The following is a 14,890-nucleotide window of genomic DNA, read 5'->3' on the forward strand; positions in this document are numbered from 1 at the left end:
GGTGGTACCTCCAGTGCCGGGCGCCGGGGTTCGGGGCCCGGGCGCAGGTCGATGCGATCTGTCGTCGACGCTAGGTGCTGGAGTGCGCTCCAACGCAAACCGCCGCCGCACCTCCTGCGCCCGAGCCGCCCCCGTACGCTCAAGTCGCCCCGTGCGTTCAGTCGGCCTCCCGGTGCCACACCAGCGCGGCCGAGATCGGGTGGTGACGGTACTTCTCCCACTTCGGCTTGCGCTCCAGCCAGCGCTCGTCGATGACGCCCTCCCGCATCTCGGCGAGCCGCCATCCGGCGCCCAGCCCCGCTGTCACATGGTCGCTGAGCAGGTGGACATGGGTGCTGATGGCCACGTGCTCGCCGGAGGCGTCGGTGAAGTGGGTGGGCATGCCGGAGGCCATGATGAAGTGCGGGTGGAAGGCGATGACGACGCAGTGCGCGCCCGGCGCCGCCAGTCGCCATGCCTCCTGGTAGAACGGCCGCAGATCGGGCAGATGCTCGTCCATGAGCGAGGAGATCACCAGGTCGTAGGCGCCCGACTCCAGCCCGGTGGCGCGTACGTCGCCCTCCCGGAGCCGGTCGTGGACGCCCTTGGCGCGGGCCAGCCGCAGCATTTCCGGGGTGAGGTCCACCCCGTCGAGCGTGCCGGTGACGCCCTGCCGCCGCAGCCAGCTACCGGTCCGCCCGGTGCCGCACCCCAGGTCGGCCGCGCGCCGCACCCCGCGCCACTCGGGCACGGTCAGCTCGTCCAGCAGCGCGAGGTCCATCACATCCTCGACGGTGTCCTCGTAGGTGCTGACCCATTGGCCGTACCCCGTGGCCACGTCCACAGTGCGGTAGCCACGCGTGTCGAAGTCGGAGAAATCCAGCATGCGGGTGAGTATCACGGCCCCTGCGAGGTCATGGCGACAGGTTTTCCCTTGTCGGCCGGACGTGGCCCGGCCCGGCTCAGGCCCCCGGTTGCGAGGCGTCGAACTCCACGTACTCGATGGTCGAGCCGCCCTGGTGCCGGACGGTCAGGTTCCGGCCGGTGGGCACCACGTTGGGGCCGTCGAGGATCTTGCCGCTGTGCTGCTCGGTGAGCTGCAGGACCTCGTCGAGGCAGTCGACCAGCACGGTGGCGTGGGTGCCGCGGTAGGGGGCGAGTGCTTCCGTCGTCCCGGCCAGCAGGAGAAATCCGCCGATGGTCGCGAGTTCGAGACCGCGGTAGCTGAAGCGCTGCCTCGGCTGTTCGCCGGTGAGGTCCACAAAGGTCGGTAGCGCGGTGTCCAGGTCGTCGACGTAGACGCGGGCGAGGGTGGTGCGGGCTGCGGGCATGACTGTCCCCTTGACCATTTCAATTTTCCCGAAATGTTGAACTGAGCGGCATACTACGGGTGACCTGGTGATGAGGAGGAGGGGAGAGGTGGTGACGCAGCCCTCACGCGAATGGGCGGCGGATCTGGAGATGTCCGAGGTGCTCCACGCCTTGGGCGATCCGGTGCGGCTGGCTCTCGTACGCGACATGGCGGAGAGCGGCGAGAGCCCGTGCAGCCCCGAGTGGCTCCAGGTGCCGCGCTCGACACTCTCCAACCACTGGCGGATCCTTCGGGAAGCGGGCATCACCCGTACCCGCCGGATGGGCAAGGCCCGCCTGATGTCGTTGCGCCGCGATGCTCTCGACGCCCGCTTTCCGGGGCTCCTGGACGCGGTGCTGGCCGACGGGAGACGCTGAGGCAGCCTCAGCGAGGGCCACGCTCAACACCGCGGCATCAGCGTCGGCATCAGCGCGGTATCAGCGACGCGGCTCCGTACGCGCCAGCGCCTGGCGGGCGGCGAGGTACCCCGCGATTTTGAACGCCAGCTCATGGGAGCCGAACCGGTGGGCGCGGGCTTGGCGCAGCACCACCCGGGTTGCCGGAACGACGCCGTGCTCGGGCAGGCTCAGCTGCTCCTCGATCCCCGCGGCAGCCGCCGCGAAGAACCGCGGCAGATCCGCTGCGGGTTCGTACTCCACCGTCAGCCCTTCGGCCGGTTCGAAGGCGAAACCCTCGGCCGGTGAGGGTTCGAAGTCCACAGTGATCTCCGCGAAGTGCGGGGCGCAGTTCTGCTTCTGGTGCAGTACGTGCACGCCGCGGATCGGATACGGCGGGAACCGGGGCGGCACTGACGTCATGCCGAAACGCTACCGTCGGCCGGTGGCCGTACGCGGGGCAGCGCAGTCGACCACCACCCGGGCGATCGGCCCGGTTCTGGGACGAGGCGATGGACTGGACCCTGCACGAGGTGACCGACGATCACGCTGTGTTGCGCTCCGCCAAGGGTGTCGGCCCGTATCTCGAGTTCCTCCGCGCGCCGGGCGTGCAGACCGTGCGGGACCGAACCGGAGGGTCAAGAGTTCTGCGTCCTCGCCCTGTCCTGACGTGGAGCCTTGACGGCACAGGGCTCAATTCGCCGGCTGATGCGCCATGGCACAACGGTCTCGGCCGGTTGATCACATGATTCATTGCATAAAACTGCTGCCCAGCGTATAGTCATGCTCCTGAGGAGGAGGTTTCATGGCAGTGCGCACGGCAGTGGCGGGAGCGAGCGGTTACGCGGGGGGTGAGGTGCTGCGCCTGCTCGCCGGGCATCCGCAGGTCGAGGTCGGGGCGCTGACCGGGAACAGCAACGCCGGGCAGCGCTTCGGGGAGCTCCAGCCGCATCTGGTGCCGTACGCGGACCGGGTGCTGGAGGAGACCACGGCGGAGGTCCTGCGCGGTCACGACGTGGTCTTCCTCGCGCTCCCGCACGGGCAGTCGGCGGCCGTCGCCGAGCAGCTGGGCGACGCAGTGCTGGTCGTGGACTGCGGCGCCGATTTCCGGCTGACCGACGCGGCCGACTGGGAGCGGTTCTACGGCACCCCGCACGCCGGCACCTGGCCGTACGGACTCCCCGAGCTGCCCGGCGCCCGCGAGACGCTGCGCGGGACGAAGCGGATCGCGGTGCCCGGCTGCTTCCCCACCGCCGTCTCCCTCGCGCTGGTGCCCGCCTACGCGAACGGCCTCGCCGAGCCCGACGCCGTGATCGTCGCCGCGACCGGCACCTCCGGTGCCGGCAAGGCACTCAAGCCGCATCTGCTGGGCAGCGAGGTCATGGGCTCGATGAGCCCGTACGGGGTCGGTGGTACGCACCGGCACACCCCCGAGATGATCCAGAACCTCTCGGCTGCCGCGGGGCAGCGCGTCAGCGTCTCCTTCACCCCGACCCTCGCCCCCATGTCCCGCGGCATTCTCGCCACGTGCAGCGCCAAAGCCACCCCCGGCACCACCGCCGAGCAGCTGCGGGCCGGCTATGAGAAGGCGTACCAGGACGAGCCGTTCGTCACCCTGCTCCCGGAGGGCCGGTGGCCCGCGACGGCCGCCGTGCAGGGCTCCAACTCCGTGCACCTCCAGGTCGCGTACGACCCGGAAGCGGACCGCATCATCGTCGTCAGCGCCGTCGACAACCTCACCAAGGGCACCGCGGGCGGTGCCGTGCAAAGCATGAACATCGCCCTCGGCCTGGACGAGGGACTGGGACTTTCCACGATCGGAGTCGCACCATGAGCGTCACAGCGGCCGGCGGGTTCACGGCGGCGGGCATCGCAGTCGGGCTCAAGGAGAGCGGGGCCCCCGACCTCGCACTCGTCGTCAACAACGGGCCGCGTCTCGAGGCGGCCGGGGTCTTCACCGCCAACCGCGTCAAGGCGGCTCCGGTGCTCTGGTCCAAGCAGGTCCTCAAGGGCGGCCGGGTCTCGGCGGTGGTGCTCAACTCCGGCGGCGCCAACGCCTGTACGGGCGCTCCCGGCTTCCAGGACACCCATGCGACCGCGGAGAAAGCAGCCGAGGCGCTGACGGCAGCCACCGGCACCGAACACAGCGCAGCGGAGGTCGCGGTCGCCTCCACGGGGCTGATCGGGCTGCGGCTGCCGATGGACAAGCTGCTGCCCGGCGTCGAGACGGCAGCCGCCGCGCTGTCCGAGCACGGCGGCGAGAAGGCCGCCCTCGCCATCAAGACGACCGACACCGTGCACAAGACCGCCGTCGTCACCAGCCCCGCGGGCTGGACCGTCGGCGGTATGGCCAAGGGCGCGGGCATGCTCGCCCCGGGGCTGGCCACCATGCTCGTCGTCCTGACCACCGACGCCGACCTGGCGGCGGACGAGCTGGACGGCGCGCTGCGCGCCGCCACCCGCACCACCTTCGACCGCATCGACTCCGACGGCGCCATGTCCACCAACGACACCGTGCTGCTGCTCGCCTCGGGCGCGACCGGAGTGCGCCCGGAGCAGGCCGAGTTCGCCGAAGCGGTCCACGCGATCTGCGCCGACCTGGGACAGCAGCTCATCCGGGACGCGGAGGGCGCCTCCAAGGACATCCGGATCGAGGTGGTGGGCGCGGCCAGTGAGGACGAGGCCGTCACGGTGGGCCGCACCATCGCCCGCAACAACCTCCTCAAGTGCGCCATCCACGGCGAGGACCCCAACTGGGGCCGGGTGCTGGCCGCCATCGGCACCACGGACGCGACGTTCGATCCCGACCAGCTGGACGTGTCCATCAACGGCGTACAGGTCTGCCGCGGCGGCTCCGTCGGCGAGGACCGCGACAAGGTCGACATGCGGTTCCGCGAGGTCCGGATCACCGCCGACCTCAACGCCGGCTCCGCGTCCGCGGTCATCTGGTCCAACGACCTGACGGCCGACTACGTCCACGAGAACAGCGCGTACTCGTCATGAGCATTCGACAGCCGAGCAGCGCCCGCAAACACACCGCGCTGCCCAAGGCGCAGATCCTCATCGAGGCGCTGCCCTGGCTGACCCGGCATCACGGCAAGACCGTCGTCATCAAGTTCGGCGGGAACGCGATGGTGGACGAGGAGCTGAAGGCGGCCTTCGCCCAGGATGTGGTCTTCCTGCGGCACGCCGGGCTGCGCCCCGTCGTGGTGCACGGCGGCGGCCCGCAGATCAGCAAGCAGCTGGACCGGCTGGGCCTGGAGTCCGAGTTCCGCGCCGGACTGCGGGTGACCACGCCCGAGATGATGGACGTCGTACGGATGGTGCTGGCGGGCCAGGTGCAGCGCGAGCTGGTCAATCTCCTCAACCAGCACGGCCCGCTCGCCGTCGGCATGACCGGCGAGGACGCCCACATCATGGCGGCCACCAAGCATGTGACCGAAGTGGACGGGGAGGCCGTCGACCTGGGCCGGGTGGGCCGTATCAGCTCCGTCGAGACCGGTGCGATAGAGGCGCTGCTGGACGACGGCCGGATCCCGGTCATCTCCTCCATCGCCCGCAGCGCCGACGACGACCATGTTTACAACGTCAACGCCGACACCGCAGCCGCAGCCCTCGCCGCCTCGCTGGGTGCCGAGACGCTGATGGTCCTCACCGACGTGGAGGGCCTGTACGCGGACTGGCCGAACAGCGACGACGTGATCAGCGAACTGACCGCCGCGGAGCTGGAGAAGCTGCTGCCCGAGCTGGCGAGCGGGATGGTCCCCAAGATGGAGGGCTGCCTGTACGCCGTACGCAACGGGGTGCACACGGCCCGCGTACTGGACGGGCGGGTGCCGCACTCCATCCTGCTGGAGATCTTCACGGACGAGGGCATCGGCACAATGGTCGTCCCCGACGCCGTCCCCGAGCCACACGCAGCACGCCGGAACACGTCGCACAACGCGGAGGGCCACGAATGACCGTCACGCACGACAACTCCGCCCTCACCGGACGGTGGCAGGGCGTGCTGATGAACAACTACGGCACCCCGCGCATCCCCCTCACCCATGGCGAGGGCAGCCTGCTGTGGGACGCGGAGGGCAAGCAGTACACCGACTTCGTCGGCGGTATCGCCGTCAACGCGCTCGGCACCGCCCACCCGGCCGTGGTGCGCGCCGTCTCCGACCAGATCGCCACCCTCGGCCATGTCTCCAACCTCTTCATCGCCGAGCCGCCCGTCGCGCTCGCCGAGAAGCTGCTGGAGGTTGCGGGCCGCCCCGGGAAGGTGTACTTCGCCAACTCCGGTGCGGAGGCCGTCGAAGCCGTCTTCAAGATCGGGCGGCGCACCGGGCGTACCCACATGGTCGCCACCCAGGGCGGCTTCCACGGCCGCACGATGGGCGCCCTCGCACTGACCGGTCAGCCGGCCAAGCAGCAGCCGTTCCGCCCGCTGCCCGGCGACGTCACGCACGTCCCGTACGGCGACACCGAGGCATTGCGCGCCGCGGTCACCGAGGAGACGGCGCTGCTGATCGTCGAACCGATCCAGGGCGAGAACGGCGTCGTCGTACCGCCCGAGGGCTATCTGGCCGCGGCTCGCGAGATCACCGCCACCACCGGAACGCTGCTGGTGCTGGACGAGATCCAGACGGGCATCGGCCGTACGGGGCACTGGTTCGAGTGCCAGGCCCAGGGCGTCGAGCCCGACGTCATCACGCTCGCCAAGGGGCTGGGCGGCGGGCTGCCGCTGGGCGCCACGCTCGCGTTCGGCGCCGCGGCCGAGCTGCTGGAGCCGGGCCAGCACGGCTCCACCTTCGGCGGCAACCCGGTCGCCTGCGCCGCGGGTCTCGCGGTGCTGGAGACCATCGCGGCCGACGGGCTGCTCGACCACGTCAAGCGCGTCGGCGCCCGGTTGCGCGAGGGCATCCAGGGCCTCGGTCACCCGCTCGTCGCGCAGGTCCGTGGTGCGGGGCTGCTGCTGGGTATCGTGCTCTGCGAGCCGGTCGCGCCGCGCGCGCAACAGGCGGCGCAGGACGCGGGATTCCTGGTGAACGCGGTCGCCCCGGACGTCGTCCGGCTCGCTCCGCCGCTGATCGTCGGGGAGGCCGAGGTGGACGCGCTCGTCGGGGCGCTGCCTGCCGTCCTCGACGCGGCAGCGGCCGACGCGGTGGCCGATGCCGCAGCCGGCAGACAGCGATGATCTGAAGCAGATGACCAGAGGGGTACGCGCACGATGACCGAGGAGCAGCACGGGGGACAGGCCGTCCCGCAGACGCGGACGGCCCGCCATCGCCGCATCGTCGACATTCTGGGCAGGCAGCCGGTCCGCTCGCAGAGCCAGCTCGCCAAGCTTCTGGCCGACGACGGGCTCACGGTCACCCAGGCCACCCTCTCCCGGGACCTCGACGAGCTGGGCGCCGTCAAGATCCGCAACACCGGGGGCGAGCTGATCTACGCGGTCCCCGCGGAGGGGGGCGACCCCACCCCGCGGGCTCCGCTGGGCGAGTCAGCCACCGAGGCGCGGATGGCGCGGCTCGCCGGTGAACTCCTCATCTCCGCCGAGGCGTCCGCCAATCTCGTCGTGCTGCGGACCCCTCCGGGGGCGGCGCAGTTTCTGGCCTCGGCCATCGATCAGGCGGGGGTGCACGAGATCATCGGCACCATTGCGGGGGACGACACGCTGCTGCTGATCAGCCGCGCGCCGGACGGTGGGCAGGCGCTGGCCGACCATCTGCTGGCACTGGCCCAGAAGGAGCGCTGAGGGCTCCTGCCCTCGCACGGGCGCTACCCCCCGCTTCCGCGCCCCTTCGGCACCATTCCGCGCGCCTCTCCGGGCGATTACCCTCACGGGTAGCCAGCAGCGCACTGCCGCACCACCCCCCACCCGAGTTGCATGCTGGCGCGGGGTGCCCCCACTTTCACGGCCTACGATCCATGGCCCTCGCAGCCGGGTGACGACTTGACCGCTGCCTCCAGGAGGATCACGGTGAAAGTTCGCAAGCGCTCGGCGGTGCTCGGCACGCTCGTGCTCGCCGCCTCACTCGCGTTATCCACGGCGTCCGCCGAGGAGAAGACCGCACCACGACAGGCAGACGTCGCCCTTACGAAGGTCGCCGAGGCCAAGAACCCCACCGCCGGAACGGCGGGTCCCGACGGCACGGTGTGGATCGCCGAACGGCCCGGCACCGTACGGGTCCTGGATGAGAAGGGGCTCGGCGACCCCGTTGTCGACATCACGGACGAGACCACCGTCGACGGTGAACGCGGCCTTCTCGGCCTCGCTTTCGACCCCGGCCATGAACATCTGTACCTCTCGTTCACCGATCTGAAGGGCAACAGCCGCCTCGACGAGTTCGCCGTCGAGAACGGCGAGGTCCAGCAGGACAGCCGCCGCACGGTCCTCACCCAGGAGCAGCCGTACGCGAACCACAACGGGGGCGACATCGCCTTCGGCCCGGACGGCATGCTCTACGTCGCCTTCGGCGACGGCGGCAGCGCCAACGACCCGCAGGACAACGGCCAGAATCTCGACACGTTCCTCGGCAAGATCCTGCGCATCGACCCCGCCAAGGGCGACCCGTACGCAGTCCCCGAGGACAACCCGTACGTCGGCAAGCCGGGCGTGCGGCCGGAGATCTGGGCGTACGGGCTGCGCAACCCGTGGCGGTTCTCCTTCGACTCCGCGAACGGAGACCTGTTGATCGGCGATGTCGGCCAGAACCGCCGCGAGGAGATCGATTGGGCGCCCGGCAGCAGCAAGGGCGGCGAGAACTACGGCTGGGCCAGGATGGAGGGCACGCTTCCGGTCGCGGGCGAGGAACCCGCGAACCATGTGCCGCCGGTCTTCGAGTACGACCGTGGCTCCTCGCGCTGTTCGGTCACCGGCGGCTACGTCTACCGCGGCAAGGCCGTCCCGCAGCTGCAGGGCAGATACCTCTTCAGCGACTACTGCGAAGGCGACATCCGCGCGCTGGAGATGAAGGACGGCAAGGTGACCGGCGAGACCAACCTCGGCGTCAACGGAGGTGAGGTCGTCTCGTTCGCCGAGGGCGGCGACAAGGAGCTCTACGCACTGGCGCTGGGCGGCGACGTCTACCGGATCGACCCGGCCGCGTAACCCCGCGGAGCTCTAGGGGTTCCGGGCCTCACCGGCGTCCTGCGGGGCGGCGGTGAGGCGGCGGTCGCGGTGGGCGAACCACGCTGCGGCCAGTGCCCCCGAGACGTTGTGCCACACCGAGAAGACGGCGGCGGGCAGCGCAGCCAGAGGGCTGAAGTGCGCGGTGGCCAGGGAGGCAGCCAGGCCCGAGTTCTGCATGCCGACCTCGAAGGCCATGGCACGGCCGGCCGGTTCGCCGAGCCGGGCCAGCCGCCCCACGGCATAACCCAGGATCAGGCCCAGGCCGTTGTGCAGTACGACCGCCAGGAAGACCAGCGCCGCCGCCGACTTGATCGCGTCCGCGCTGCCCGCCACCACGATGGTGACGATGGCCGCGATCGTGATCGCCGACAGCCAGGGCAGCACGGGCAGCGCGCGCGCCACGTAGCGCCCTGCGAGCAGCCGCACCAGCAGCCCGCCGAGCACCGGAAGCAGTACGGTCTTGAGGATGTCGCCGACCATCGAGCCGGTGTCCACGGGCAGGAACTCGCCCGCCAGGAACAGGGTGAGCGGCGGGGTCAGCAACGGTGCGAAGAGCGTGGAGACCGAGGTCACGGAGACCGAAAGGGCCACGTCGCCGCGTGCCAGGTAGGTGACGACGTTCGACGCCGTGCCGCCCGGCGCGCAGCCGACCAGAATCACGCCAGCCGCGAGCTCCGGCGAGAGGCTCAGCGACTGGGCGACCAGCCAGCCGAGTCCTGGCATCACGAGGTACTGCGCCGCGAGTCCCAGCGCGACCACCCAGGGCCGGCGCACGACCCCGCGGAAGTCGGGCAGCGTCATGGTCAGCCCCATGGAGAACATCACGACGCCGAGCAGGTACGGCACCGCCTCCGCGCCGCCCGTGAAGCTGCCCGGAGTCACCAGGCCGAGGCCGCCCGCGAGCAGCACCAGCAGGGGGAAGAGGGTCACCGCGCGGCGGGCCCCGCGCTGCTCGGCCGTGGTACCGGGGGAGTTGACGGGGTCCGGCGCGGCCGGCGAGGTGTTCTGGTGTTCGGTTGGCACCCGGAGAGAAAACGCCCTGTGGGGCCGGTTGGCAAGGCTGTCTCGCGATGTGACCCACCGGCGTGCTCGGGAGGGCCCCTGAACCGGTGACGCGTAAAGGACCATTGCATGTGCTGTGCGCCACCGAGGACCAACACCCCCTCGACCAGGGCCGACTCCCGCGCGGCCTCGGCGGCACGCGCCAACATGGCGGTCTCGTAACGGCGGCTGGCGCCTGAGAGACCGTCCGGACCCTCGTTCTCGCCGCAACCGGCCGACGTGTGGGCGAGTTCGACGGCATCCGGCATCCGGCATCCGGCATCCGGCATCCGGCATCCGGCATCCGGCATCCGGCATCCGGCATCCGGCATCCGGCATCGCCGGGTTCGCGCCCCCGCCCACCGCCGGCATCAGCTGCGCGGCCGCCCGGCTCGCTCCGACCGAGCCCGGCCCTGTCGCAGGGGGCGGGCCCGGCTCTGCCGGATCCGCGGGCCTACCGGGGTCCGGGTGCTCGTACGGTGAGGATGCCCAGCGTGGACTGGGCGGGCAGCAGCCCGGATCCGATCACGGCGGTGAACGCCGGGCGGTTGAGCTCGGCCAGCCGGGCGCAGCCGTCCTCGCCGAGTGCCTGGTACGGCGCCGCGGCCAGCTCGTCCGTCACCCGCTCCACCTCGTCCCGCACCTCACGGCCCCGCTCGGTGGCCGAGCCCTCGGCGTCGACCAGGCCGCGCTCCATGAGCCGGGCGCGGGCCGCCCCCCACTCCTGCTCGCTCCACCCGCGCGAGGCGAAGTTCTCCACCGGGGCCGCGCCGATCCCCGCGAAGGACACCAGCGCCTCGCAGCCGTCCAGCCCGGCGGCCTGCAGCGCCACCAGATGGCCGTCGCCGCGGTGCTCGCGGAGCACGTTCGCCGCCTGCCACAGCGCCAGATGCGGCTCTTCCGGCCAGTCCAGCGCAGCATTGGCGGCAGCCAGTGGGCGCCCGGCGAAATCGGCGGCCTCAGCGGCGGTGCGGGCCAGCTCGGCCGCCTCGGCGAGGCCGGGGTCGGCGATCCGGTCGCCGAGCATGGCCCGCAGCGTCGCGTCCACGCCCCGCGTACGCGCCTCCAGCACCGCCCCTGGCGAGGCGGTCCGCCAGATACCGGGCACGTGCTCGGCGACCGCGTGCGGGCTGAAGCTGTAGAACGTCGCCGTCACCAGCTGGGCCGTCGCTGCTCCGAGCGGAGCCGCCCGCAGGGCGAAATAGGAGGGCCAGCGCGCGGTGGTGTCGTAACCGAGGGCACTGGTCTGTGCGGCGACCTCGGGGGAGAAGTAGACGGATGCATAGACGGGTTCGAGCTGGTGCCACGTCTGCCGCGCGAGACTCGGATAGTCAGCCATGGCCGTAAGCTATCCGCCAATGTGAACGGCGTCAACATGCGGAGGGTGGGCGCCGGTCGCACGCTGACGTCATGGCTGCCAAGAAGAAACCGAAGATCCAGGTGCGCCGCGTCTATGAAGAACCCGATCCCGCAACGGACGGCGCCCGCGTCCTGGTGGACCGCGTCTGGCCGCGCGGTCTGGCCAAGGAGGAAGCCGCGCTGGACGCCTGGCACAAGGAGATCGCCCCCAGTACGGAGCTGCGCAAGTGGTACGGACACGATCCGGACCGCTTCGACGAGTTCGCCGAGCGCTACCGCGCCGAGCTGGCCACGGAGGAGGGCGAACAGGTGATCGGCGACCTACTGGAAACCGCCTCCGGCGCCGGAACGCTCACCCTCCTGACCGCCGTCAAGGACCCGTCGATCGGCCACACCCGAGTGCTGGCCGACGAACTGAAGAACCGCGCCCCGTAAGGAGTGCGGGGAACTGCGCGACCAGCCTGAACACACGCGCACCCGGCCGATCCGCGAAAGGCGTCACGGCGGGATTCCGCAGTGCCGCCGCAGGTCAGGGGCGCTCATTGACGAAGCATACGGAGAAGTGCATACTTATGCTAGCCGGTCAGGCCAACCAGCATGTCTCCGGCGACATCCGGATGACGCTGCACGGCGGGCGGGCCGTGGTGACCGGGCGCCGGTCGGAGCAGTCGCTGTACGACTTCGGCCTGGCGACGTACGACACCGGGGACACCTTCGACCAGTCGATGTCGAAGGGGTTCATCGAGATCTTCGGACTCAGCAGCAAGCCGGCCGCCAAGCGCGACCAGCAGGCGTAGGCTCTGGCCGCTGCCCCGGGACGCCGTCCTGGGAGGGGCAGGGGCATCTCCACTACCAGACGAACAGGCACGTAAACCAGTGAGCAGCGACAACAGCAGCGGCAACGAGGACGTCCGGCTCTGGGGCGGACGCTTCGCGGACGGCCCGGCGGAAGCCCTCGAAAAGCTCTCCGCATCGGTCCACTTCGACTGGCGCCTGGCGCCGTACGACATCGCGGGCTCACGGGCCCACGCCCGCGTCCTGCACAAGGCGGGCCTGCTCACCGACGACGAGCTGGTCCAGATGATCGAGGGCCTGGACCTGCTCGAACGGGACGTCACCTCCGGCGACTTCCAGGGCACCATCGCCGACGAGGACGTCCACACGGCCCTGGAGCGCGGCCTCCTGGAGCGCCTCGGTAAGGACCTGGGCGGCAAGCTCCGTGCGGGCAGGTCCCGCAACGACCAGGTCGCCACCCTCTTCCGGATGTATCTGCGGGACCACGCCCGGGTGATCGGCGGCCTGCTGGCCGAACTGCAGGGCGTGCTCGTCGGCCTCGCCGAGATGCATCCGGATGTGGCGATGCCGGGCCGCACCCACCTCCAGCACGCGCAGCCCGTGCTGTTCGCACACCACGTCCTGGCACACGCCCAGGCCCTCGCGCGGGACGCGGAGCGGCTGCGCCAGTGGGACGCGCGTACAGCGGTGTCGCCGTACGGCTCCGGGGCGCTGGCCGGGTCCTCACTCGGCCTCGACCCGGAGGCCGTCGCCGCCGACCTCGGCTTCGAGGGCGGCAGTGCGGCCAACTCGATCGACGGGACGGCCTCGCGCGACTTCGTCGCGGAGTTCGCGTTCGTCACCGCGATGATCGGAGTCGATCTCTCGAAGATCGCCGAGGAGATCATCATCTGGAACACGAAGGAGTTCTCCTTCGTGACACTGCACGACGCCTTCTCGACCGGCTCCTCGATCATGCCGCAGAAGAAGAACCCGGACATCGCGGAGCTGGCGCGCGGCAAGTCCGGCCGGCTGATCGGCAATCTGACCGGGGTGATGGCGACGCTCAAGGCGCTGCCGCTCGCCTACAACCGGGACCTCCAGGAGGACAAGGAGCCGGTCTTCGACTCCATCGACCAACTGGAGCTGCTGCTGCCAGCGTTCACCGGCATGATGGCGACGCTGACCGTGCACGGCGACCGGATGGCCGAGCTGGCTCCGGCCGGGTTCTCGCTGGCCACCGATGTGGCCGAGTGGCTGGTCAAGCGCGGCGTCCCGTTCCGGGTGGCGCACGAGGTGGCGGGCGCCTGCGTGAAGGAGTGCGAGCGTACGGGCATCGAGCTGGACCAGCTCACCGACGAGCAGTTCGCCGCGATCTCCCCGCACCTTACCCCCGAGGTGCGCGAGGTGCTGAACGTCCCGGGCGCGCTGGCAGCCCGGGACGGCAAGGGCGGTACGGCACCCTCCGCGGTGGCCACCCAGCTCGCGGACCTCCGCATCGACCTGGACCGCCAGCGCGAATGGGCAGACGCCAAGCGCTGACCTCCCACGCGCAGGGGGACGCGCCCCGTCAGGGGCGCGGGGAACTGCGCGCCCAGCCACAACACACCCGCAGCCTGCGAAGGTCAGGCAGGGGCACCCCCTGACCAGAACAGGGGAGGGGCAGCGTCGACACCGCAGGGCAACGCCAAGGTGCGGGGCCCAGCGGCGGCAGCCGAGTACGGTGGTGCGGCACCAGCCGCACCACCGTTCGCACCTTGGCCGGGAGATGCCGATGCCCTTCACCCGTCTCGCTTCCGCCACCACACCGACGGCCCACCTCGGCTTGGGGCTGGCCGCCGTCGGCCGTCCCGCGTACATCACCCTCGGCAGGGAGGCGGAACTGCCCGCCAACCGCACCCCGGAGGCGCTTCGCTCCCGTACGCACGAACTCCTGGACGCGGCCTACGTGCAGGGCGTGCGCTACTTCGACGCGGCGCGTTCCTACGGGCGGGCCGAGGAGTTCCTCGCGGGCTGGCTGCGCGAGCATCCGGAGGCCGACGACGTGGTCGTCGGCAGCAAGTGGGGCTACGCCTATGTGGGGGAGTGGCGTACGGACGCCGAGGTGCACGAGGTCAAGGACCACTCCCTCGCGGCGTTCGAGCGGCAGCTGGCCGAGAGCCGTGAACTGCTCGGCGACCGGCTGGACCTGTACCAGATCCACTCCCTCACCCCGGACAGCCCCGCGCTCAGCGACACCGCGCTGCACGAGCGGCTCGCCGGGCTGGCGGCGGAGGGGGTCACGGTCGGCTTCAGCACCAGCGGGCCCGCGCAGGCCGACGCCATCCGCGCGGCGCTGCGGGTCACCGTGGACGGCGAGCCGCTCTTCCGTACCGTCCAGAGCACCTACAACCTGCTGGAGACCTCGGCGGCCGGTGCGCTGGCCGAGGCGCACGAGGCGGGGCTCACGGTGATCGTCAAGGAGGCGATGGCCAACGGACGGCTGGCCGGTGGCCAGGAGCCCCGCGATCTGCACCTGGTGGCGGAGGCGGCGGGGACCACACCGGATGCCGTCGCGCTCGCCGCGGTGCTGCGGCAGCCGTGGGCGGGAGTCGTCCTCTCCGGCGCGGCCACGGTCGGCGAGCTGCACGCCAACCTGCTGGCCACGGCGGCCGAGCTGGACGAGGCCCAACTGGCCCTGCTGACCGAGCTGGTGGAGGAGCCGGAGGTGTACTGGCGGCGCCGCTCCGAGCTGCCGTGGCAGTGAAGCCGCAGCTCACAAGGCCGGCGTACTGACAGAGTCGCGATTGCGCCGGCGCCCCGCCGCCCCCGCGCGGCGGGGCGCTTTTGCTGTCTCGTATGCGACAACACTGTCTCATACGGGGTAGGGTT

The 14,890-nt window shown here is 71.0% G+C and carries 15 protein-coding genes and 2 pseudogenes; 12 read left to right on the forward strand and 5 right to left on the reverse strand.

Translation table 11 applies throughout. The features are described from left to right. Positions 1-157 precede the first annotated feature (157 nt). Positions 158-865: a class I SAM-dependent DNA methyltransferase gene (locus ACTWP9_RS26240; RefSeq protein WP_443248746.1), complete on the reverse strand. Its 708-nt coding sequence runs from the start codon at positions 863-865 to the stop codon at positions 158-160. A 76-nt stretch (positions 866-941) separates the two neighbouring features. Beyond that, a complete protein-coding gene (locus ACTWP9_RS26245; protein ID WP_443248747.1) occupies positions 942-1,310 on the reverse strand; it encodes a VOC family protein in 369 nt (122 codons plus the stop codon). 88 nt (positions 1,311-1,398) lie between these two features. On the opposite strand from ACTWP9_RS26245, the gene ACTWP9_RS26250 reads away from it, so the two are divergent. Then, positions 1,399-1,707 carry an ArsR/SmtB family transcription factor gene (locus tag ACTWP9_RS26250; RefSeq protein WP_443248748.1) on the forward strand — a complete coding sequence of 103 codons (309 nt, stop codon included), beginning with the start codon at positions 1,399-1,401 and terminating at the stop codon, positions 1,705-1,707. 60 nt (positions 1,708-1,767) lie between these two features. Here ACTWP9_RS26250 and ACTWP9_RS26255 read toward each other — a convergent pair whose 3' ends face one another. Then, a complete protein-coding gene (locus ACTWP9_RS26255) occupies positions 1,768-2,148 on the reverse strand; it encodes a hypothetical protein (protein ID WP_443248749.1) in 381 nt (126 codons plus the stop codon). A 56-nt stretch (positions 2,149-2,204) separates the two neighbouring features. On the opposite strand from ACTWP9_RS26255, the pseudogene ACTWP9_RS26260 reads away from it, so the two are divergent. The 7 genes and pseudogenes from ACTWP9_RS26260 to ACTWP9_RS26290 all read left to right on the forward strand — a co-directional run. Next, a pseudogene (locus ACTWP9_RS26260) lies at positions 2,205-2,474 on the forward strand (hypothetical protein); the annotation flags it as partial. Between the two features lie 56 nt (positions 2,475-2,530). Next, on the forward strand, positions 2,531-3,559 hold the full coding sequence (argC, locus tag ACTWP9_RS26265; RefSeq protein WP_443248750.1) for an N-acetyl-gamma-glutamyl-phosphate reductase: 1,029 nt from the start codon (positions 2,531-2,533) through the stop codon (positions 3,557-3,559). After that, complete coding sequence (gene argJ / locus ACTWP9_RS26270; protein WP_443248751.1) at positions 3,556-4,728, forward strand: bifunctional glutamate N-acetyltransferase/amino-acid acetyltransferase ArgJ; 1,173 nt, start codon at positions 3,556-3,558, stop codon at positions 4,726-4,728. The genes argC and argJ overlap by 4 nt, the downstream gene beginning before the upstream one ends. Further along, positions 4,725-5,687, forward strand: coding sequence for an acetylglutamate kinase (gene argB / locus ACTWP9_RS26275; RefSeq protein WP_443248752.1), 963 nt, complete (start codon positions 4,725-4,727; stop codon positions 5,685-5,687). Before argJ ends, argB begins: the two co-directional genes overlap by 4 nt. Next, entirely contained in the window at positions 5,684-6,907 is a 1,224-nt protein-coding gene (locus tag ACTWP9_RS26280) for an acetylornithine transaminase (RefSeq protein WP_443248753.1), read from the forward strand. The genes argB and ACTWP9_RS26280 overlap by 4 nt, the downstream gene beginning before the upstream one ends. Before the next feature lie 33 nt (positions 6,908-6,940). Continuing rightward, positions 6,941-7,468 (forward strand): arginine repressor, encoded by a 528-nt coding sequence (locus ACTWP9_RS26285; protein WP_443248754.1) that lies wholly within the window; start codon positions 6,941-6,943, stop codon positions 7,466-7,468. A 225-nt stretch (positions 7,469-7,693) separates the two neighbouring features. Beyond that, on the forward strand, positions 7,694-8,824 hold the full coding sequence (locus ACTWP9_RS26290; protein WP_443248755.1) for a PQQ-dependent sugar dehydrogenase: 1,131 nt from the start codon (positions 7,694-7,696) through the stop codon (positions 8,822-8,824). A 12-nt stretch (positions 8,825-8,836) separates the two neighbouring features. Here ACTWP9_RS26290 and ACTWP9_RS26295 read toward each other — a convergent pair whose 3' ends face one another. Both ACTWP9_RS26295 and ACTWP9_RS26300 read right to left on the reverse strand, forming a co-directional pair. Next, positions 8,837-9,775: a bile acid:sodium symporter family protein gene (locus ACTWP9_RS26295; RefSeq protein ID WP_443248854.1), complete on the reverse strand. Its 939-nt coding sequence runs from the start codon at positions 9,773-9,775 to the stop codon at positions 8,837-8,839. A gap of 565 nt (positions 9,776-10,340) precedes the next feature. Further along, positions 10,341-11,225: an SCO6745 family protein gene (locus ACTWP9_RS26300; RefSeq protein ID WP_443248756.1), complete on the reverse strand. Its 885-nt coding sequence runs from the start codon at positions 11,223-11,225 to the stop codon at positions 10,341-10,343. A 71-nt stretch (positions 11,226-11,296) separates the two neighbouring features. On the opposite strand from ACTWP9_RS26300, the gene ACTWP9_RS26305 reads away from it, so the two are divergent. From ACTWP9_RS26305 to ACTWP9_RS26320, 4 genes and pseudogenes are all read left to right on the forward strand, one after another. After that, entirely contained in the window at positions 11,297-11,680 is a 384-nt protein-coding gene (locus ACTWP9_RS26305; protein WP_443248757.1) for a DUF488 domain-containing protein, read from the forward strand. 149 nt (positions 11,681-11,829) lie between these two features. Then, positions 11,830-12,042: pseudogene (locus tag ACTWP9_RS26310) on the forward strand (argininosuccinate synthase); the annotation flags it as partial. Positions 12,043-12,121: 79 nt separating this feature from the next. Beyond that, complete coding sequence (argH, locus tag ACTWP9_RS26315) at positions 12,122-13,561, forward strand: argininosuccinate lyase (RefSeq protein ID WP_443248758.1); 1,440 nt, start codon at positions 12,122-12,124, stop codon at positions 13,559-13,561. Positions 13,562-13,793: 232 nt separating this feature from the next. Beyond that, the gene (locus tag ACTWP9_RS26320) at positions 13,794-14,765 is read left to right on the forward strand and encodes an aldo/keto reductase (RefSeq protein WP_443248759.1); all 972 of its coding nucleotides are present in this window, start codon (positions 13,794-13,796) and stop codon (positions 14,763-14,765) included. The last annotated feature ends 125 nt before the right edge of the window (positions 14,766-14,890 follow it).

The sequence above is a fragment of the Streptomyces sp. 3N207 genome (assembly GCF_052246355.1).
In the GTDB taxonomy this organism is placed as follows: Bacteria; Actinomycetota; Actinomycetes; order Streptomycetales; family Streptomycetaceae; genus Streptomyces.

Excerpts from the sequence above, each read along its gene's own strand:
- ACTWP9_RS26240 (WP_443248746.1), bottom strand. The coding sequence starts at position 865 with ATGCTGGATTTCTCCGACTTCGACACGCGTGGCTACCGCACTGTGGAC.
- ACTWP9_RS26245 (WP_443248747.1), bottom strand. The coding sequence starts at position 1,310 with ATGCCCGCAGCCCGCACCACCCTCGCCCGCGTCTACGTCGACGACCTG.
- ACTWP9_RS26255 (WP_443248749.1), bottom strand. The coding sequence starts at position 2,148 with ATGACGTCAGTGCCGCCCCGGTTCCCGCCGTATCCGATCCGCGGCGTG.
- argC (WP_443248750.1), top strand. The coding sequence starts at position 2,531 with ATGGCAGTGCGCACGGCAGTGGCGGGAGCGAGCGGTTACGCGGGGGGT.
- argJ (WP_443248751.1), top strand. The coding sequence starts at position 3,556 with ATGAGCGTCACAGCGGCCGGCGGGTTCACGGCGGCGGGCATCGCAGTC.
- argB (WP_443248752.1), top strand. The coding sequence starts at position 4,725 with ATGAGCATTCGACAGCCGAGCAGCGCCCGCAAACACACCGCGCTGCCC.
- ACTWP9_RS26280 (WP_443248753.1), top strand. The coding sequence starts at position 5,684 with ATGACCGTCACGCACGACAACTCCGCCCTCACCGGACGGTGGCAGGGC.
- ACTWP9_RS26285 (WP_443248754.1), top strand. The coding sequence starts at position 6,941 with ATGACCGAGGAGCAGCACGGGGGACAGGCCGTCCCGCAGACGCGGACG.
- ACTWP9_RS26300 (WP_443248756.1), bottom strand. The coding sequence starts at position 11,225 with ATGGCTGACTATCCGAGTCTCGCGCGGCAGACGTGGCACCAGCTCGAA.
- ACTWP9_RS26305 (WP_443248757.1), top strand. The coding sequence starts at position 11,297 with ATGGCTGCCAAGAAGAAACCGAAGATCCAGGTGCGCCGCGTCTATGAA.
- ACTWP9_RS26320 (WP_443248759.1), top strand. The coding sequence starts at position 13,794 with ATGCCCTTCACCCGTCTCGCTTCCGCCACCACACCGACGGCCCACCTC.